We start from the raw sequence: 18,030 nt of genomic DNA on the forward strand, positions 1-18,030 counted from the left end.
TGGGGTTCGTGGATCGGTTACTCTCGGTTGCCAGCCGGCTTTTGCAGTAAAAGCGCTGGATGCCAGCTTCCACGGTTGGCGCACAATCAGTCAGGCGATCCAGTGGGTCGTAGCGGTAACGGCACAATACGGTTTTGCGAGGATCGGCAGGCATGCACCGGGCTCCATGCAAGGGTCAGGAATCAGGACCTCCAGCATCGGTGGTTTCGCGGGCACTGCCTACTATCAGAAGTGTTAGTGGCTTTCCCCGTTACGCAAACAGCCATCCGCCGATCCTTCTCGGTCCAGAGCTGGTTGACCCGGTTCTGCACCTGCTGGCGAAACATTGGATGGTTTTCGTAATGGCCCTGCTACAGCGTCAGGTCCAGTTCGCGGGGCTGGATGTCGTTTGAGCAGGTGGAATGAAAGTGGCGACATCGAAAATCCGCCACGAAACTATCAGAATCTCAAACTGACGTAGTCGGTGTTCACCCGTTCGCAAGTGTAGGTGTCCTCGCTCGCGCTACGGTTGGCCGCCCAGGACAGAGACGTCGGCTGATAATCCAGCGTCAGCGTGTTCCCACCGTAATTACAGATGAAGGTCACCCTCCTCGGTGCCTGTTCACCTTCGGCGGGTTCATGGACCGCGAAATCGGTCTGGTTGAACTGCTGCACCGCCGGATTGGCCTCCTGTTCCAGGTCCTGACCCTGCCATTCTCGGTCATCCTGGATTTCTAGTGTTTGACGGGTGCCATGGGTCTGTATCGCCGCCGGACAAATGACTTCTCCGGCATGGACATGGCCAATGATCAGCAAGCAAATGCCAGCACCGCCGTTCGTCATGAAGTTTCGCATGGGCTTGCCCCCCTAATGTGTCCCGGCGACATGTTTGCGGCTGTGGCTGGTGAGGGCTACTGTCAGAGCTGACAGTTTTTTATGTCGATTTGGAATTAATAAAAGACGCAGGTTCCCAAAAGAGACCTCTATGTCGGAGGTCTTTCGGCCGCTACCTGCCAGCAGACCTGTCAGGTACCGTGTGCTTCGCTGTGCAAGGCCGCGATGCGTCGGTCCTTTTCAGTCCAGAGCCGGTTGACCCACGCCTGCACTTGCTGGCGAAACACCGGGTCATTCTCGTAATCGCCCTGCCACAGCGCCGGGTCCAGTTCGCGGGTCTGGATGTCGATGATGACCCGGGGCACTGCGCCGCTGATCAAATCCCAGAACCCGGGAATCCGGTCCTGTGGGTAGACCACCGTCACGTCCAGGATGGCGTCCAGTTGTTCACCCAGCGCCGCCAGCACGAACGCCACGCCGCCGGCCTTGGGTTTGAGCAGGTGGGTGAAGGGGGATTGTTGCTGTTGGCTTTTGCTGGCGGTGAACCGGGTGCCTTCGAGGTAGTTGACCACGGTAACCGGTTGACGCTTGAACAGCTCGCAAGCGGCCTTGGTGATTTCCAGGTCCTTGCCGGCCAGCTCCGGGTGCTTGGCCAGGAAGGCCTTGGTGTAGCGCTTCATGAACGGGTAGTCCAGCGCCCACCAGGCCAGCCCGAGGAAGGGCACCCAGATCAGTTCTTTCTTGAGAAAGAACTTGAAGAACGGCGTGCGGCGGTTGAGGGTCTGGATCAGGGCGGGGATGTCGACCCAGGATTGGTGGTTGCTGATCACCAGGTAAGCGGTATCGCGGCGCAGGTCGATGCTGCCGCGGATGTCCCAGTGGGTAGGGATGCACAGGGCGAAGATCAGTTTGTCGATCTCGGCCCAGGTTTCGGCGATCCACATCACCGACCACGAGGCATAGTCGCGAAGGCGTCCGGGCAGGATCAGTTTGAGCAGGGCGAACACCATCAGCGGGCCGAACAGCACCAGGGTGTTGAGCAACAGCAGCAGCGTGACGAAACAGCCGGTGAGCAGGCGGCGCATGGATGACTCTGCAAACAGATGGGCGGGCCATGATAAGCAGCTTCGGGCGGCAGGCCAAACAGGCGTGGACGAATGTTTCACTTTGGCCTGTGTAGGCTATACAGCTCCCTCGCCACAGGTGCGCGGCCGAACGAATCCATCGGCCACCCGTCTAAAGCCCCACCCACACAGGAAGCCCTATTGCATGAAATCCTTTCTAGCCCTGCTTTCCCTGGTGGCCCTGCCGGTGCTGGCCGCTGAGCCGACCCTGTACGGGCGCTACGAATACATCGCCCTGCCGGAAATCGGCGGTGAGGTGCTCAAGGCCAAGATGGACACCGGCGCGCTGACCGCCTCGCTGTCGGCCAAGGACATCGAAACCTTCACCCGTGACGGCGATGACTGGGTGCGCTTCCGCCTCGCCACCAAGGATGCGAGCAACAAGGTCTACGAGCACAAGATCGCGCGCATCAGCAAGATCAAGACCCGTTCCGAAGAAGACGAAGACGACGAAAAGATCGCGCCGAGCAAGCGCCCGGTGGTGGACCTGGAAATGTGCCTGGGTAACGTCAAGCGCACCGTGGAGGTCAACCTGACCGACCGCAGCAGCTTCAACTACCCGTTGCTGATTGGCGCCAAGGCCCTGCGCGAGTTCGGCGCGGCGGTGAACCCGGCGCGGCGGTATACGGCGGACAAGCCCGGCTGCTGATTTCCCCGATTGACGTGCCCCCGGGGTTGGGGCACCGTTCCGGCAACTTTACTGTCGGGCCCGCAAGCCATGCCTCATATTCTGATTGTCGAAGACGAAGCCGCCATCGCCGATACGCTGGTATTTGCGCTGCAAGGAGAGGGCTTCGACACCACGTGGCTGAGCCTCGGCGCGGCGGCCCTCGAACACCAGAAAAGCACCCCGGCGGACCTGATCATCCTCGATGTGGGCCTGCCGGATATCAGCGGATTCGAGACTTGTAAAAATCTCAGACGTTTCAGCGACGTTCCGGTCATCTTTCTTACAGCCCGGGACGGCGAGATCGACCGGGTCGTGGGTTTGGAGATCGGTGCCGACGATTATGTGGTCAAACCGTTCAGCCCTCGCGAAGTGGCGGCCAGGGTCCGGGCGATCCTCAAGCGCGTCGCGCCGCGTCCGGCTCCGGAGGTCGGCATGGCGCTGTTCCAGGTGGACAGCGACCGTGTGCAGATCAGCTATCGCGGCAGACCGCTAAACCTCACCCGCCATGAGTTCCGCCTGCTGAACTGCCTGCTGGAGCAACCGGAGCGGGTTTTCAGTCGCGAGCAGTTGCTCGACGCCCTGGGCGTGGCCAGTGATGCTGGCTACGAGCGCAGCATCGACAGCCACATCAAGAGCGTGCGCGCCAAGCTGCGCCTGGTCCGAACCGAGGCCGAGCCGATCCAGACCCATCGCGGCCTCGGCTATAGCTACAGCCCGGGACACAGCTGATGTCCCTGGGGATCCGGATTTTCCTCGCCTATGTCCTTTTCATCGCGCTGACCGGGTATTTCGTGTTCGGCACGGTGATCGAGCAGATCCGGCCGGGCGTGCGCCAGTCCACCGAGGAGACCCTGGTGGACACGGCCAACCTGATGGCCGAGATCCTGCGGGACGATTTCAAGGCCGGCACCCTCAACCAGAATCGCTGGCCGCAGTTGCTCAAGGCTTATGGCGAGCGCCAGCCGGGGGCGTCGATCTGGGGCCTGCCGAAAAACCAAGTCAGCCATCGCATCTACGTTACCGATGCCAAGGGCCTCGTGGTGCTGGATTCCAGCGGCGTGGCGGTGGGCCAGGATTACTCGCGCTGGAACGACGTCTACTTGACGTTGCGCGGCCATTACGGCGCCCGATCGAGCCGCAGCGATCCGGATGACCCGGCGTCCTCGGTGATGCATGTCGGCGCGCCGATCCGCGATAACGGCCGGATCATCGGCGTGGTCACGGTCGCCAAGCCCAACAGCTCGCTGCAGCCGTATATCGACCGTACCGAGCGACGCCTGTTGCTCTATGGCGTCGGGCTGATCGGCCTGGGCCTGTTGCTCGGCGCGTTGCTGTCGTGGTGGCTCAGTTCGGCGCTGCGCCGTCTGACCCGCTATGCCCAGGCCGTCAGCCAAGGGCAGCGGGTGGCCGTGCCGCATTATCGCGGCGGCGAGTTCGAACAACTGGCGGGCGCCGTGGAACACATGCGCACCCAACTGGAGGGCAAGGCCTACGTCGAGCGCTACGTGCATACGCTGACCCACGAACTGAAGAGCCCGCTGGCGGCGATCCGCGGTGCCGCCGAGTTGCTGCAAAGCGACATGCCCGCCGCCCAGCACCAGCGTTTTGTCAGCAACATCGACAGCGAAAGCGTGCGCATGCAGCAGTTGATCGAGCGTCTGCTCAACCTGGCTCAGGTCGAGCAGCGTCAAGGGCTGGAGGAAGTCGTGGCGGTGCCGCTGGCGGCGCTGTTCGAGGAGCTGCTGGAAGCGCGCGGCGGCTGGATCGAGCGTCGACAGCTGCGGATCGCACGGCATATCGCCGCCGACCTGACGCTGAACGGCGAGCCGTTCCTGTTGCGCCAGGCCTTGGGCAACCTGCTGGACAACGCCCTGGACTTCACCCCGGCCGAAGGGCGGCTGCGCATCAGCGCCGAGCGCGTTGGCAACCTTGTCGAGATCCGGTTGTTCAATCAGGCCGAGCCGATTCCCGACTACGCGCTGCCACGCCTGAGTGAGCGCTTCTACTCGCTGCCGCGCCCTGGCACTGGCCGCAAGAGCACCGGCCTGGGGCTTAATTTTGTGGAGGAAGTGGTGCAGTTGCATGCCGGGGAATTCGGTATTGGCAATGTCGAGGGCGGGGTCGAGGTGGTGTTGCTGTTGCCCTGAAAACCGGCGCATAGCCCCTGTGGGAGCGAGCCTGCTCGCGATGACGACGGCACATTCGACATCATTGCAAGCTGACCCACCGCTATCGCGAGCAGGCTCGCTCCCACAGGATGATGGTTGACCCTGGGAGATGTGAGTCTTCACACAATCTCCACACTGTTCCCATAAACACCCCACACAGCCACCCCAGACTCGCCCTCATTCAAACAGGGAGAGCCCCACATGAACCGTAGCCTCGCCATGAAACTGGGCATGATTGCCCTCTTGATCCTCTTGCTGATGATCCCGCTGTTGATGATCAACGGCCTCATCGACGAACGTCAGGAACTGCGTAACGGCGTGTTGGAAGACATCGCCCGCAGCTCCAGCCGCAGCCAGCAACTCATCGGGCCGATGATCGTCGTGCCGTTTCGCAAGGACGTGCGGGTCTGGAATACCAACGAGAAGACCGGGGTGCGGTTCCTGGAAACCGTCGAGCAAAGTGGCGAGTTGTACTTCTTGCCCGAGCAGTTCGAACTCGACGGACAGGTGCGCACCGAAACCCGCGCCCGGGGGATTTATGAAGCGCGGTTGTTCCACGCCGATAACCGCATCGATGGCCGCTTCAAGTTGCCGGAACACTACGGCGTCGCGACCAAGGACCTGGCCGATTACCGTTTCGACCAGCCGTACCTGACGGTCGGCATCAGCGATATCCGGGGCATCGAGAATGCGTTGACCCTGACGCTCAACCAGCAGACCGTCGAATTCCTGCCCGGCTCGCGGGTGGGCTGGCTGGGGCAGGGGGTGCATGTGCCGCTGCCGATGGTCACGGCCCAGGGCAGCGCCGACCTGACCTTTGGTTTCGACTTGCGTCTGCAAGGTACCGGCGAGTTGCAGATTCTGCCGGTGGGCAAGTCCACCAAGGTGCACCTGTCGGCCGACTGGCCGCACCCGAGCTTCATCGGCAATTATCTGCCGGTTCAGCGCGACATCAATGAACAAGGTTTCAACGCCGACTGGCAGACCTCGTTTTTTTCCACCAACCTCGAAGAAGCCCTGCAAGGCTGCGAGCCCAGCGATGGCTGTGAAGCGTTCCGCAGCCGGGCTTTCGGTGTGAGCTTCATCGACCCGGTGGACCAGTACCTCAAGAGTGACCGTGCGATCAAATACGCGCTGCTGTTTGTCGCGCTGACGTTTGCCGGTTTCTTCCTGTTCGAAGTGCTCAAGAGCCTGGCGGTGCACCCGGTGCAGTATGCTCTGGTGGGTGTAGCGCTGGCGTTCTTCTACCTGCTGCTGTTGTCCCTGTCCGAGCACATCGGCTTCGCCCTGGCCTACCTGGCTTCCGCCAGTGCCTGCGTGTTGTTGATCGGCTTCTATGTGTGTCATGTGCTGCGCAGCGTGCGCCATGGCCTGGGGTTTTCGGCGGGGCTGGCGGCGTTGTACGGCCTGCTCTACGGATTGTTGAGCGCTGAAGACTATGCGCTGCTGATGGGCTCGCTGTTGCTGTTCGCCTTGCTCGGCGTGTTCATGGTGCTGACCCGCAAGCTGGATTGGTACGGGGTCGGGTCGAAACCGGCGGCGGCAGTGACCTTCGAGTTGGGCGAGGTGAAATGAGCCGGTCGTTGGGGTTGCGCGAGGATCAGCGGTTGGGGGAGGTGTTGGTGGCGCGGATTGCCGGGTTGTTTCCTTTGGATCCGGTGCGCTGCCATCGCGAGCAGGCTCGCTCCCACAGAAGGACGACACGATCAACTGTGGGAGCGAGCCTGCTCGCGATGAGGCCATCAGATGCGGCGAAAATCTAAACCCTGGGCACGGTGGCAACCATCGAAGGCCGCAAGCTCACCTCGGCAAACCACGCCGCCAGTTGCGGATTGGCCTGGCGCCATTCCAGATCCGGGTGGCGCAGGTCCAGGTAGCCCAAGGCGCAGGCCACGCTGATGGACGCCACGTCGAAATGACAGGCCAGCTCGGCAATCGCCTCGGCTTCGAGCACGGCCACGGCGCGGCGGATCTTGTCCCGTTGCGCATCGAGCCACGCGTCCCAGTGTTTTTCCGCCGGACGCAGGGCGGTTTCGTAACGGATCATCACCGCCGCGTCCATGATCCCGTCGGCCAGGGAGGCCAGGGTCAGGCGCCGCCAGCGGGCCGCGCCCTCGCGGGGGATCAGTGGGTTACCGACGTGCTGGTGGTCGAGGTAATCGAGGATGACACGACTGTCATGGATCACCGTACCGTTGGCCAGGCGCAGGGCCGGGATCTTGCTCAGCGGATTGTCATCGATCAGCACCGGGTCCGGTTTGACCGGGGTGAGCTGGCTGAGCTGTAACGCCACGCGGTCCTGCTGGCCGGTTTCGTGGAGCAGCACCAGGACCTTGCGAACGAAGGGCGAGGCGGGGTTGTGGAACAGCGTCATGCTGGGGGTGGACATGGCAACGTCTCGGTCAGTGGATCTTGTCGGGCAGCATAGCGCGTCATTCGTGCCCAAGGCAGAGGCGACCGAGCCGGAGCGGCCCGGTCGCATCCCAATCACGCGGCGGGTTGCAGCACGTGTGGCTGCGCCGACGGTGGGGTCGGTTGTGGCTTGAGCTCACGGGCGACGGTCCAGACGATGAACGCCGCGACCACGTCAAAGATCGCCAGCATCACGAACAGCGGGCTGTAGCCGATCTTGGTCACCATCACGCCGAACACCAGGGTGAAGGCGGCGGCGCCCAGGTAGCCGAACATCCCGCCCATGCCGGTGGCCGTGGCGACTTCATTTTTGCCGAACGAGTCAGAGGTGATGGCGTACAGCGCACCCGACAGGGTCTGGTGGGCAAAGCCGCCGACGCACAGCAGGGCGATGGCGGTGTACGGGCTTTCCACCAGGCCGATGCAGGCCGGGCCGATCATGCAGGACGCGCCGAACAGCAGGACCATCTTGCGCGAGGTGAACAACGACACCTTGCAGTATTTGTGGAAGAACGGACTCAGGTAGCCGCCCAGCACGCAACCCAGGTCGGCGGCCAGGAACGGCAGCCAGGCGAACATCGCGATCTCCTTGATGTTCATGTGGCGCTCGGTCATCAGGTACAGCGGGATCCACGCGTTGAAGGTCTGCCAGGCGGGCTCGGAGAGGATCCGGGCGCTGGCGATGGCGTAGAAGTTGCGGCTGGTAATGATGCTTTTCCAGCTGCCTTTCTTCGGGCCGTGTTCTTTGAAATGCTCTTCCTGTCCGCCGAGGATGTAGTCGCGCTCGGTGTCGCTCAGGTGTTTCTGGTCACGCGGGTGTTTGTAGAAGATCAGCCAGACGAACGTCCAGGCGATGCCCAGGCCACCGACGATCAGGAAGGCCAGTTCCCAGCCACTGTTCAGGATTGCCCAGACCACCAGCGGCGGAGCGAGGACTGCACCGATCGATGAACCGATGTTGAACCAGCCAATGGCGACCGAACGTTCCTTGGCCGGAAACCATTCGGTGGAGGTCTTGACCGCGGCCGGTAATCCGGCGGCTTCCGTCAGGCCAAGCAAGCCCCGGAAAAACGCCAGGCCCTGCCAGCCCGAAGCCATGGCCGCTGCGGCGCAGGCGATGGACCAGGCGAACGCGAAAATGGCGAAGCCCATCTTGGTGCCGATGGCGTCGATGATGTAGCCGGCCACCGGTTGCATCAGCGCGTAGCAGACCTGCCAGGCCACGACGATGTGGGAGTACTGCTCGGTGGAGATGTTCATTTCGCTCATCAGGGTGGGCGCGGCCACCGAGAGGGTATTGCGAGCCAGGTAGTTGACCATCAGGCCGGCCGTCACCAGGCCGACCATCCACCAGCGGATGCCTTTGATTTTCATCACTTCACCATGATTATTTTTGGATTTGGTGTCGCAGCTGTGTTTGTTGTAGGTTGTCGTACAACATTCGCCTTTATAGGAGTGCAAGGATTAATTTGTCAACAAATATGTCAGAGACAACGGTCGTAGAAGGTCGGCGGAGCGGGGCGTTGTCGTATGACTTGGAGTAATAGGCGCCGTCAGGCAATCGGCGTCAGGAAGGCTCAGCGGCGCGGGAGCAATCCCCGCAGCGCCAATACGCAAGGCAGGCCCAGCCCCAGCCAGCTCACCGCGTCCCACAGACCATCGCCCAGCAGTGCGCTGAACAGGCCGGCGGCGCAGAGCACGCCGATGACGACAGGGATGCCGAACACTTTCCAGAAACTCGACTGCCGAGGCCTCACGAGGCGGCCTGCGTGCTGACGACTGCGCGCCGGGCTGTTTTGCGCCGCGCTACCCACAGGTAAACGCCGCTGCCGAGGACGAGAATGGTCAGCACGTCGAGGGTCGCCCAGAGCATCTGCATCGGTCGGCCACCGTAGTCGCCGAAATGCAGGGGCAGCGACAGGCTCATGACGTCCATGTACCACGGGCGCTCGGCCACGGCGGTGACGGCTAGGGTGCCGGCGTCGATCAATACGGGCGTCAGCAGGTGCGAGGTCAGGTGCGTGCTGCCCTTCATGAACACGCCGTAGTGGTGCGCGCTGGAGAACAGCGTGCCCGGGAAGGCGATGAAGCTCGGTTCCATGCCGGGCGCGACGTCTTTGGCGATGTCCAGCAGGCGGGAGGCCGGCGCCAGTTGCGTCAACGGCGGCGCGTCGCGATAGGGTTCGATCATGCTGCTGAGGCTGTCATTGCGCCAGGCGGCGATGATCAACTCGGCGCACGCGGCAATCACCCCGGTGACCCCCACCGTCAGCGCCCAGACCAGCGTGACCACGCCGATCAGGTTGTGCAGGTCGAGCCAACGCAGGCGGGTGGATTTGTCCTGGCGCACGGTGGCGAATTTCAAGCGCCGCATGAACGGCAGGTACAGGACCACCCCGGAAACGATGGCAATCACGAACAACAGCCCCATGACCGCCAGGAGCAACTTGCCCGGTAAGCCGGCGAACATGTCCACGTGCAGGCGCCGCATGACCATCATGAAACCGCCATTGGCCGAAGGCATTTCCAGCGCTTCACCGGTACGCCCGTCGAGCATGAAGGTGTGGGACGAATTGGGCTCGGTGTCCGGCGTCGGCGCCATGATGGTGATGACACCGTTGGGCTCGTCTTCGTCCCAGGCAAAATACTGGACCACTTCACCCGGGCGATGGGCCTTGGCTTTTTTCACCAGTTGCGCAAGATCCAGCTGCGGGGTGTCGGCCGGCATTTGCCGAAGCTCGGGCGCGTCGCCCAGCAGGTGGTCGATTTCATGGTGGAAGATCAGCGGCAGCCCGGTGAGCGCCAGCATCAGCAGGAACACCGTGCAGATCAGGCTGGTCCAGGTGTGGACAAAGGACCAGCGGCGGATGGTTTTGCTTTTCATGGTCTATCCGGATGCAGGAAGCCGCAGTGGCCGGGGTCAGTCAGCCAAGTGAAGAATGGGTGGGAGCGAGCCTGCTCGCGAAAGCGGTATGTCGGGCAACCTCAATGTTGATCGGTACTCCGTCTTCGCGAGCAGGCTCGCTCCCACAGGTTCATTCAATGGGGCGGTAAAAAGTTATGCAAAGGCTAACCCGTCACCACTTGTAGTTGACGCTGGCGACGACATTGCGCTGGTCCCCGTAGTAGCAATAGAAACCGTCGCACGTGGACAGATAGTCCTTGTTGAAGATGTTTTTCGCATCCACCGCCACCGACACGCCTTTCAAGGAATTGCTCAGGCGGCCCAGGTCGTAATGGGCGGACGCGTCGTACACGGTGTAGGAGCCGACATGGCCCCAATCGGTGTTGGTGGTGTTGCCGTAGGTGTCGCCGACATAGCGCACGCCGGCGCCCACGCCGAAGCCATCGAGCGGGCCGGTGTGCCAGGTGTAGTCGGCCCAGGCAGTGGCCTGGTTACGCGGCACCTGGGCCATGCGCTTGCCTTTTTCGGCGGCGGTCCCCTTGGTGATTTCGCTGTCGTTGTAGGTGTAGGAGCCGATGAGTTTGAGGTTGTCGGTTACGTCGCCGGAGGCTTCCAGCTCCAGACCGCGGACCTGTACTTCACCCACCTGGCGGGTGATGTTGTTCTCGGAGACGGCGTTGTTTTTCTGGGTCAGGTCGAACACGGCAGCGGTCAGCAGGGTCTTGGTGCCCGGTGGCTGGTACTTGATACCGGCTTCGTATTGCTCGCCCTCTGTGGGTTTGAACGCCTGGGTGCTGGTGATGACCGAACCGGTCGCCGCCTGGAATGACTGGGCGAAGGAAATGTACGGTGTCACGCCGTTATCGAAGACGTAGCTCAGCGCCGCGTTGCCGCTGAATTTCTTGTCGCGCTGGGTGGTGGTCGCATCGTTCTGGTTGTGGAACACGGTGCCGGTGTGAATCCAGTCTTCACGCCCGCCGAGGGTCAGTCGCCAGTTGTCCAGGGCGATCTGGTCCTGGACGTAGAGACCGGTCTGCTGGATCTTCTGGTTGTAGTCATACATGGTGAAGTACTGGACGTTGGAGAAATCCTGCCCATAGATCGGGTTGTTGATGTTGCTGGTCGGCACGCCGCCGGAACCCCACTGCCAGCGGGCGTTGCTGTTCGAGCGCTGGTGATCCAGGCCCAGCAGAAGGGTGTGGCTCAGGGCACCGGTCTGGAAGTCGGCCTGGAAATTGTTGTCCACCGCGAATTGGCTGATGTCTTCATCGACAATACTGGCGCTGCGCTTGACGGTGCCATCGGCGCTGACCGATTCGTCGGGACCGTCCGGCCAGAACGAGCCGCCAGCGGAAATGCCCTGGAATTCCAGGTCGCTCTTGGTGTAGCGCAGGTTCTGGCGCAACTGCCAGGTGTCGTTGAGACGTTGCTCGAAGGCGTAGCCCAGCGCGTAGTAGGTACGGTCGTAGAACTCCCAATCCGGGTCACCGAGGTTCTTGTGGTGGGAAACCCTGCCGGCGGGCGATGACAGCGTGGTGCCTTGCAGCGGCAGGAATTGCCCGGTGATACCGGTGTCGTCGCGGGTGTACTGGGACAGGAACGTCAGGCGGGTGTCGTCGTTGATGTTCCAGGTCAGGCTGGGAGCGAGGTTGTAGCGCTTGTCCGGGATGTGGTCGACCTGGGAATTGCTGTCGCGCACGGTGCCGCTGACCCGATAGAGAAACTGGCCTTCGTCATCGACCTTGCCGGTGCTGTCGAAGTTGATCTGCTTGTGCTCGTGGCTGCCGGCCTGCAGTTCGACTTCATGACTGCTTTCAGCCTGGGGGCGACGGCTGACCATGTCCAGCATGCCGCCCGGCGGCGTCTGGCCGTAGACCGAGGAGGCCGGGCCGCGCAGTACGGCGATGCGCTCCAGGTTCCAGGTTTCGATTTTCGGTGTGACGTAGGTGCCCCTGGGCAGTGGCAGGCCATCGAGGAACTGGGTCGGTATGAAGCCGCGCACCAGCAGCCAGTCGTTACGCGAGTCCGAGCCATAACCGCTGCTCTGCACGCCGGCGGTGTAGCGCAGGGCGTCATTGAGGTTGAGGACGGAGCGGTCTTCCATTTGCTGGCGCGTGACCACGGAGACCGAGCGCGGCAGTTCGACAATCGGTGTGTCGGTCTTGGTGCCGGCGGCGGTGCGGGTGGCGGCATACCCTTCGGTCGGGCCCCACGCGGTTTCGCTGCTGCCTGCGCCGATTACGCTGGTTTCCGGCAAGACCATGACACCCTCCGGCACGGCGACCAGGCTGTAGGTGCCGGCGCTGCTTTGTTCCAGTTGCAGGCCGGTACCGCGCAGGGCCTCACGCAGGGCACCCGTGGCGTCGAACTGGCCCTGCACCGGCGCCGAGGTTTTGCCCGAGGCCAGGGCTGGGTTCAGGCTCAGGGCGAGGCCGGCCTGGCTGGCGATCTGGTTCAGGGCGCTGGCCAATGGCGCCGCCGGAAGGTTGTAGGCACGCACGCTGGACGCCTGTTCGGCGGCCAATAGCGGACCGCTGGCAAGCGGGGCAGCAAAGGCAATGGCGGCGGCCAACAGGCTGGGGCGCAACAGGGTGTCTAGCGGGCGGGACATACGGCGGCTCCTGAATGGAAATATTTCTCAATTGCCTGAGTGCCGGATGAGAATCGAAAAGTGATAGAGCTGGATGAAAATAATCTGGATTCAGCTTGGGATTGGGTGGTCAATCTCAGTTTTGTGCTGAGGCGGATGGCCTCATCGCGAGCAGGCTCGCTCCCACAGTTGGCCGGTGTACACAGATTTATTGTGGGAGCGAGCCTGCTCGCGATGGCGGCCTGACGGTCAACCATTCACTGGGATTCGGTCGCGGCCCTCGGCCCCACCACCACCCACCACCGCGTGTGATGTTCGACCTGCACCGGCAAGGTCGGCAGCAACGCCGTCAGGGCCAGGTCGGTGTCATGCAGCGGGAAGCTGCCGGTGATGCGCAGATCCGCCACTTGCGGTTCGACGCCCAGATGGCCGCGCCGATAGCGCCCCAGCTCGTGCACCAGGTCTTCGAGACGGGCGTTGTCCACCACCAGCATGCCGCGGGTCCAGGCATCGGCACCGGGCGCCAGGGCGAGCATCGGCCCGAGGCCGTCGCGGTGCATCAGCACTTGCTGGCCTTCGCGCAGGATCTGTTCCTGATCCACTGCCCGGGGATGCGCCGCCACGGCGGATTTCAACACACTCAGGCGTGTGCCCTGGTCTTCACGCTTGACCAGGAACCGCGTGCCCAAGGCGCGCAGGCTGCCTTCGCGGGTTTCGACGATGAACGGGCGCGGGTCGTTGTGGCCGGTTTCCACCAGGATCTCGCCTTCCTGCAGGACAATGCGGCGCTGCTTGTCATCGAAACGCACGTCCAGCGCGCTGTGGGTGTTGAGGTTGATCAGCGTGCCGTCGGCCAGGCGCAGGGTGCGTTGCTCGCCCGTGGCGGTGCGCTGGTCGGCCAGCCAATAGTCCAGCGGCAGGTAGCGCTCGCCGGCAAACAACGCCAGGCCGATGACCGCGACAATACTGGCCAGGCCGCTGCCGACGTTGCGCAGCCGGCGGCGGATGCTCACCCGCGATTGCAGCAATGCGGCGCGCGCCGGCCCGCTGGCCGCGCTGAAGCGTTGGTCGAGCATGCCCAACTGCCGCCAGGCGCGGGCATGTTCTTCATCGGCGGCGTGCCACTGGGTGAAGGCCTCGCATTCCTGGGCACTGCCTGAGTCCAGCGACAGCCGCCAGGCAATGGCCGCATCCAGCACGCGGGCCGACACCGGTTTGGCCGAGGCCGGGTTCATGTCGGCTCGCCGTACAGGGCGATGTAGCACTGGCGAATGCCCTGGGCCAGGTATTGCCGTACCCGCGGCACCGAAACCCCCAGGCGTTGGGCGATTTCGGCGTGGCCGAGGCCATCGAGGCGGTTATAGAGGAAGGCTGCCCGGGCCTTGCTCGACAACTGGCCGAGCAGGCGGTCGATGTGCTTCAGGTCTTCGAGGATCAGCTGCTGTTCTTCCACTGACGGCTGTTCGCTCTCGGGGATCAGCATCAGCTCGGTGAGGTAAGCCTGCTCCAGGGCTGCGCGACGGAAATAGTCGAACAACAGCCCCTTGGCGATTGCCACCAGGAACGCCCGCGGCTCCCGGGGCGCTGTCAGCTCGTCGCGGCCCAGCAGGCGCACGAAGGTGTCCTGGCTCAGGTCCTCGGCCCGGTGCGCACAGGCCACGTTGCGTCGTAACCAGGCCAATAGCCAAGCGCGATGGTCACGGTACAACGCACCAACCAGATCACTGTGGGGGCTAGGGGCTGACGACACGGGGCATCACCGACGTTTTAAGTAACGAGAATTGTTCGCGATTGTGGCAGAGGCGGGGGCGGGAAAGCAATTGGCGCCGGTCGGGCGATGTGCTGGTACTGAATGAAAGCAGGGCTATGTGGGAGCGAGCCTGCTCGCGATGCGAACAACTCGGTGTGCCTGTCGAATCAGGTTGATGCCATCGCGAGCAGGCTCGCTCCCACAAGAACCTGGTGTTCCCGGTTTCAGACTAAATCGAAGGTGCCTGCTGCCGCCGCTGCCACTGGCCCAGGCGTTGCTGCAACTCCAGCGGGCTGAGGATCTGCTGCTGACGGGCGCGGCTGAACAGGATCAACGCCAGTTCCGCAGTGGCCAGGGCATCGGCGCTGGCATTGTGGCGCTCCAGCACTTGCAGTTTGAACCAGGCGATCCAGTCGTCCAGGCCGGCCTTGCGCAAGGTGGCCTGGGGGCAGAGCATCGGGGCCAGGTCCGCCACGTCGAGGAACGGATGCTGCAAGCGGTAGCCCAGGTGGTCCTTCAGCGCGCGGCCGAGCATGTGGGCATCGAAGGGTGCATGGAACGCCAGCAGCGGACTGTCGCCGACGAACTCCATGAACGCCAGCAAAGCCTCGGCAGGGTCGCTGCCAGCGGCAATCGTGCTCGGCGCCAAACCATGGATCAACACGCTGGGCCCGAGTTTCTGTTTGTCGCACTGCAAGGTGCGTTCGAACTGCTGGCTGAAATCGATCGCGCCGTCTTCGATCACCACCGCGCCGATGGACAGCACCTGATCCTTGTTCAGGTTCAGCCCGGTGGTTTCCAGGTCCAGCACCACCCAACGCTGTTCCCGCAGGCTGCATTCACCCAGGGGCGCGGGCACCGGCAGGCCCGCGACACGCAGCTGCAAGACGTGCGGCAGGGTCGGCTGGGCCGGACGCAGCCAGGAGAACAGGCTCACAGCTGATACCTCAGGGTCAGGCTGCTTTGCAGCCGTTGGGCCTGGCGCAGCGACTCACGCAAGATGCGCCGGTCCAGGTGGTTGAGGCTGTCGGGGTCGACACGGTTGGAGTAGGGCAGGTTCTCGCGGGTTTGCAGTTGGTGCTGCTGCATGCGGGTCTGCTGGATGAAGTGATAGGCCTCTTCATAAGCCGCACCGTCCAGCGGCTCGATCACTTCCCGGACGACCAGTTGCCGCAAGCGTTCGAGGGTGTTGTTGGCGCCGATGCCATTGGCCAGCGCCAGCAAACGGGCACCGTCGACGAAGGGCGTCAGGCCTTGCACCTTCAGGTCGAGGGTGGCCTTTTCGCCATTCTTGCGGCTTAGCACAAAGTCCCGGAAACGCCCCACCGGCGGGCGATGGCGCAGCGCGTTGTCGGCCATCATGCGTTGGAACAGGCGGTTGTCGCCCACCTGATCAAGGATCTGCTGGCGCAATTGTTCACAGCCCTGCTCGTCGCCCCAGACCACCCGCAGGTCGAAATAGATGCTCGAACCCAACAGGTTTTCCGGCGTCGCTTCGCGAATGAACGCGGCAAAGCGTCGGGCCCATTCGGCACGGGACAGGCACAGCTCGGGGTTGCCGGCCATGATGTTGCCCTTGCACAGCGTGAAGCCGCACAGGGCCAGGCTCTGGTTGATCTGTTGGGCGATGGGCAGCAGCAAGCCACGGAGCTGCGCCGCGTGGGCGGCGTCCCGGGCTTCGAAGAGGATGCCGTTGTCCTGGTCGGTGTGCAGGGTCTGCTCGCGGCGACCTTCACTGCCGAAACACAACCAACTGAACGGCACGCCCGGGTCGCCCTTGTCGGCCAGGGTCAGCTCGATGACCCGGCACACCGTGTGATCGTTGAGCAAGGTGATGATGTGGGTGATCTGCGTCGACGACGCGCCGTGGGCGAGCATGCGCTCCACCAGTTGGCCGATCTCGCCGCGCAGGGCCACCAGATTTTCCACCTTCGGAGCGCTGCGTATGGTGCGGGCCAGGTGCACCAGGTCGACACGTTGCAGGGAAAACAGGTCGCGCTCGGACACCACGCCACACAGGCGCTGCTCCTTGACCAGGCAGACGTGGGCGATGTGGCGCTCGGTCATGGCAATAGCCGCGTCGAAGGCACTGTGATCGGGCGAGAGGAAGAACGGTGCCTGGGTCATGTGTCCGACGATGGCCAGGGAAAAGTCCCCGGAACCATCGGCCACCACTTGCCGCAGGTCGCGCAGGGTGAAAATGCCGACCGGCGCTTTCGCCTCGTTCACTACGACGATGCTGCCGACCTGCTGCTCGTGCATCAGCTTGACCGCTTCGCGCAGCGGCGTGTCCGGGCTGCAACTCACCGGATGACGCATCGCCAATTCGCCCAGGCGCGTATTGAGGGAGTACTGCGTACCGAGGGTCTGCGCGGATTTCTGCTGGACCTGCTGGTTGACCAGATCGAGCAGGCTGCTGACCCCGCGCAGGGCGAAGTCGCGGAATGGGCCGGACAGGGCGAACAATTTGATGAAGGCCTGTTTGTTCAATTGCAGGCAGAACGTGTCCTCGCCCGCCCGGTGTTCGGTGCGGGTGGCGCGCTCGCCCAGCAGGGCGGCGAGGGGGAAACACTCGCCGGTGGTGATCTCGAAGGTGGTCTCGGTGCCTCCCTTCGCCGAATGCGGTCGCTCACCCACCACTCGGCCCTGCTTGACGATGTAGAAGTGCTCCACCGGGCCATCGGCTGGCTTGATGATGGTTTCGCCGGGGCCATAAAAACGCAGCAGGCATTGCTCCACGAGATACGCCAGGTGGGCATTTTCCATTTGATTGAACGGCGGAAAGCGCTGGAGAAACTGCAGCGTCCCCTGGATGTTTTGCAACACCGCGGTTTTCCCTGCCTGGGTGAAGGCGTCCGCTTTTTTCATAACCATTACGCAATCTTTTTCGAATTGTTGTGGTCCGATCTGTGCTCCCATGGTCGACCCCTGAGCGCGGGGTGCCCATTGGACGTAAGTCTAGGTCGCCACTGACAGGCCGGGTCCCGAAAAAATCCCTTGTGGGGCCTTAGAAAAATCTTCATTGAATGTTCTTGGAAAAAAATCCGACGAAGTGCACATTGAAGCGCCTTGCAACGATGTCTGACCACTTGTCAGGGATCGATTCAAGAGCATAGAGAGCACCATGTCCGACCACGATATTTTGAGTGACGCCGAGCGCGAGGCGCTGAGCGCCGTCATGCTGGAACCAGATTTGCCGCCCCAACGGGTCCTGATCGTCGACGACGACAAGGACGCCCGCGAGCTGCTGTCGGAGATTCTGGCGCTGGACGGCATTCACTGCATGACCGCCGCCAGCGGCGAAACGGCGCTCAGGATGCTGGAGACCAAACCCTCGATTGGCCTGCTGATCACCGATCTGCGCATGGGCAATGTCGACGGCCTGGATCTGGTTCGCCTGGTGCGCGAGTCGGAGCGTGCCGCGTTGCCGATCATCATCGTCTCCGGCGATGCCGACGTGAAGGATGCCATCGAGGCCATGCACCTGAGCGTGGTGGATTTCATGCTTAAACCCATCGATACCGACAAGTTGCTGGGGTTGGTCAAGCATGAGTTGGGGATGGATCTTTAGCCTGTCGCGATGATCGTTCCCACGCTC

At 62.8% G+C, this 18,030-nt stretch carries 16 protein-coding genes and 1 pseudogene; 5 read left to right on the plus strand and 12 right to left on the minus strand.

Going from position 1 to position 18,030, the window contains the following annotated elements; genetic code table 11:
• Positions 1-182: 182 nt before the first annotated feature.
• The 3 genes and pseudogenes from J7E36_RS25230 to J7E36_RS07645 form a co-directional block, all read right to left on the minus strand.
• A pseudogene (locus tag J7E36_RS25230) lies at positions 183-386 on the minus strand (hypothetical protein); the annotation flags it as partial.
• Between the two features lie 52 nt (positions 387-438).
• Positions 439-834: a DUF3757 domain-containing protein gene (locus J7E36_RS07640; RefSeq protein ID WP_215001482.1), complete on the minus strand. Its 396-nt coding sequence runs from the start codon at positions 832-834 to the stop codon at positions 439-441.
• 170 nt (positions 835-1,004) lie between these two features.
• Positions 1,005-1,898 (minus strand): acyltransferase, encoded by an 894-nt coding sequence (locus tag J7E36_RS07645; protein WP_215001484.1) that lies wholly within the window; start codon positions 1,896-1,898, stop codon positions 1,005-1,007.
• 184 nt (positions 1,899-2,082) lie between these two features.
• Here J7E36_RS07645 and J7E36_RS07650 point away from each other — a divergent pair, with 184 nt between their 5' ends.
• The 4 genes from J7E36_RS07650 to creD all read left to right on the plus strand — a co-directional run bounded on the left by J7E36_RS07650 (position 2,083) and on the right by creD (position 6,350).
• Positions 2,083-2,586, plus strand: a complete 504-nt coding sequence (locus tag J7E36_RS07650; protein WP_215001486.1) for an ATP-dependent zinc protease family protein — start codon at positions 2,083-2,085, stop codon at positions 2,584-2,586.
• A gap of 69 nt (positions 2,587-2,655) precedes the next feature.
• Positions 2,656-3,336 carry a two-component system response regulator CreB gene (gene creB / locus J7E36_RS07655; RefSeq protein ID WP_215001488.1) on the plus strand — a complete coding sequence of 227 codons (681 nt, stop codon included), beginning with the start codon at positions 2,656-2,658 and terminating at the stop codon, positions 3,334-3,336.
• Positions 3,336-4,754, plus strand: a complete 1,419-nt coding sequence (gene creC / locus J7E36_RS07660) for a two-component system sensor histidine kinase CreC (RefSeq protein WP_215001490.1) — start codon at positions 3,336-3,338, stop codon at positions 4,752-4,754. The genes creB and creC overlap by 1 nt, the downstream gene beginning before the upstream one ends.
• Before the next feature lie 222 nt (positions 4,755-4,976).
• Entirely contained in the window at positions 4,977-6,350 is a 1,374-nt protein-coding gene (gene creD / locus J7E36_RS07665; RefSeq protein ID WP_215001493.1) for a cell envelope integrity protein CreD, read from the plus strand.
• A gap of 184 nt (positions 6,351-6,534) precedes the next feature.
• Here creD and J7E36_RS07670 read toward each other — a convergent pair whose 3' ends face one another.
• The 9 genes from J7E36_RS07670 to J7E36_RS07710 form a co-directional block, all read right to left on the minus strand.
• Positions 6,535-7,164 (minus strand): glutathione S-transferase, encoded by a 630-nt coding sequence (locus J7E36_RS07670; protein WP_215001495.1) that lies wholly within the window; start codon positions 7,162-7,164, stop codon positions 6,535-6,537.
• Between the two features lie 98 nt (positions 7,165-7,262).
• Entirely contained in the window at positions 7,263-8,561 is a 1,299-nt protein-coding gene (locus J7E36_RS07675; RefSeq protein ID WP_215001497.1) for an MFS transporter, read from the minus strand.
• Positions 8,562-8,764: 203 nt separating this feature from the next.
• Entirely contained in the window at positions 8,765-8,944 is a 180-nt protein-coding gene (locus tag J7E36_RS07680; RefSeq protein WP_215001499.1) for a hypothetical protein, read from the minus strand.
• Positions 8,941-10,071 (minus strand): PepSY-associated TM helix domain-containing protein, encoded by a 1,131-nt coding sequence (locus J7E36_RS07685; protein ID WP_215001500.1) that lies wholly within the window; start codon positions 10,069-10,071, stop codon positions 8,941-8,943. Before J7E36_RS07685 ends, J7E36_RS07680 begins: the two co-directional genes overlap by 4 nt.
• 193 nt (positions 10,072-10,264) lie before the next feature.
• The gene (locus J7E36_RS07690; RefSeq protein WP_215001502.1) at positions 10,265-12,703 is read right to left on the minus strand and encodes a TonB-dependent siderophore receptor; all 2,439 of its coding nucleotides are present in this window, start codon (positions 12,701-12,703) and stop codon (positions 10,265-10,267) included.
• 236 nt (positions 12,704-12,939) lie between these two features.
• Positions 12,940-13,917, minus strand: a complete 978-nt coding sequence (locus J7E36_RS07695; protein ID WP_215001504.1) for a FecR domain-containing protein — start codon at positions 13,915-13,917, stop codon at positions 12,940-12,942.
• Positions 13,914-14,432, minus strand: coding sequence for an RNA polymerase sigma factor (locus J7E36_RS07700; protein ID WP_215001506.1), 519 nt, complete (start codon positions 14,430-14,432; stop codon positions 13,914-13,916). The genes J7E36_RS07695 and J7E36_RS07700 overlap by 4 nt, the downstream gene beginning before the upstream one ends.
• 229 nt (positions 14,433-14,661) lie before the next feature.
• A complete protein-coding gene (locus J7E36_RS07705) occupies positions 14,662-15,369 on the minus strand; it encodes a 3'-5' exonuclease (RefSeq protein ID WP_215001509.1) in 708 nt (235 codons plus the stop codon).
• Positions 15,366-17,306 carry a putative nucleotidyltransferase substrate binding domain-containing protein gene (locus J7E36_RS07710; protein WP_215001511.1) on the minus strand — a complete coding sequence of 647 codons (1,941 nt, stop codon included), beginning with the start codon at positions 17,304-17,306 and terminating at the stop codon, positions 15,366-15,368. Before J7E36_RS07710 ends, J7E36_RS07705 begins: the two co-directional genes overlap by 4 nt.
• Positions 17,307-17,556: 250 nt before the next feature.
• Between J7E36_RS07710 and J7E36_RS07715 the strand changes: the two genes are divergently transcribed.
• Positions 17,557-18,003: a response regulator gene (locus tag J7E36_RS07715; protein WP_215001513.1), complete on the plus strand. Its 447-nt coding sequence runs from the start codon at positions 17,557-17,559 to the stop codon at positions 18,001-18,003.
• Positions 18,004-18,030: the final 27 nt, after the last annotated feature.

The organism is Pseudomonas fluorescens, assembly GCF_018614775.1.
Classification (GTDB): Bacteria; Pseudomonadota; Gammaproteobacteria; order Pseudomonadales; family Pseudomonadaceae; genus Aquipseudomonas; species Aquipseudomonas fluorescens_BY.

What these genes read in the sequence shown, in the direction of transcription:
- J7E36_RS07670 (WP_215001495.1), bottom strand. Translation starts at nt 7,164, where the DNA reads ATGTCCACCCCCAGCATGACGCTGTTCCACAACCCCGCCTCGCCCTTC.
- J7E36_RS07715 (WP_215001513.1), top strand. Translation starts at nt 17,557, where the DNA reads ATGTCCGACCACGATATTTTGAGTGACGCCGAGCGCGAGGCGCTGAGC.
- creD (WP_215001493.1), top strand. Translation starts at nt 4,977, where the DNA reads ATGAACCGTAGCCTCGCCATGAAACTGGGCATGATTGCCCTCTTGATC.
- J7E36_RS07640 (WP_215001482.1), bottom strand. Translation starts at nt 834, where the DNA reads ATGCGAAACTTCATGACGAACGGCGGTGCTGGCATTTGCTTGCTGATC.
- J7E36_RS07675 (WP_215001497.1), bottom strand. Translation starts at nt 8,561, where the DNA reads ATGAAAATCAAAGGCATCCGCTGGTGGATGGTCGGCCTGGTGACGGCC.
- J7E36_RS07690 (WP_215001502.1), bottom strand. Translation starts at nt 12,703, where the DNA reads ATGTCCCGCCCGCTAGACACCCTGTTGCGCCCCAGCCTGTTGGCCGCC.
- J7E36_RS07685 (WP_215001500.1), bottom strand. Translation starts at nt 10,071, where the DNA reads ATGAAAAGCAAAACCATCCGCCGCTGGTCCTTTGTCCACACCTGGACC.
- J7E36_RS07695 (WP_215001504.1), bottom strand. Translation starts at nt 13,917, where the DNA reads ATGAACCCGGCCTCGGCCAAACCGGTGTCGGCCCGCGTGCTGGATGCG.
- creB (WP_215001488.1), top strand. Translation starts at nt 2,656, where the DNA reads ATGCCTCATATTCTGATTGTCGAAGACGAAGCCGCCATCGCCGATACG.
- J7E36_RS07645 (WP_215001484.1), bottom strand. Translation starts at nt 1,898, where the DNA reads ATGCGCCGCCTGCTCACCGGCTGTTTCGTCACGCTGCTGCTGTTGCTC.
- J7E36_RS07710 (WP_215001511.1), bottom strand. Translation starts at nt 17,306, where the DNA reads ATGGTTATGAAAAAAGCGGACGCCTTCACCCAGGCAGGGAAAACCGCG.
- creC (WP_215001490.1), top strand. Translation starts at nt 3,336, where the DNA reads ATGTCCCTGGGGATCCGGATTTTCCTCGCCTATGTCCTTTTCATCGCG.
- J7E36_RS07650 (WP_215001486.1), top strand. Translation starts at nt 2,083, where the DNA reads ATGAAATCCTTTCTAGCCCTGCTTTCCCTGGTGGCCCTGCCGGTGCTG.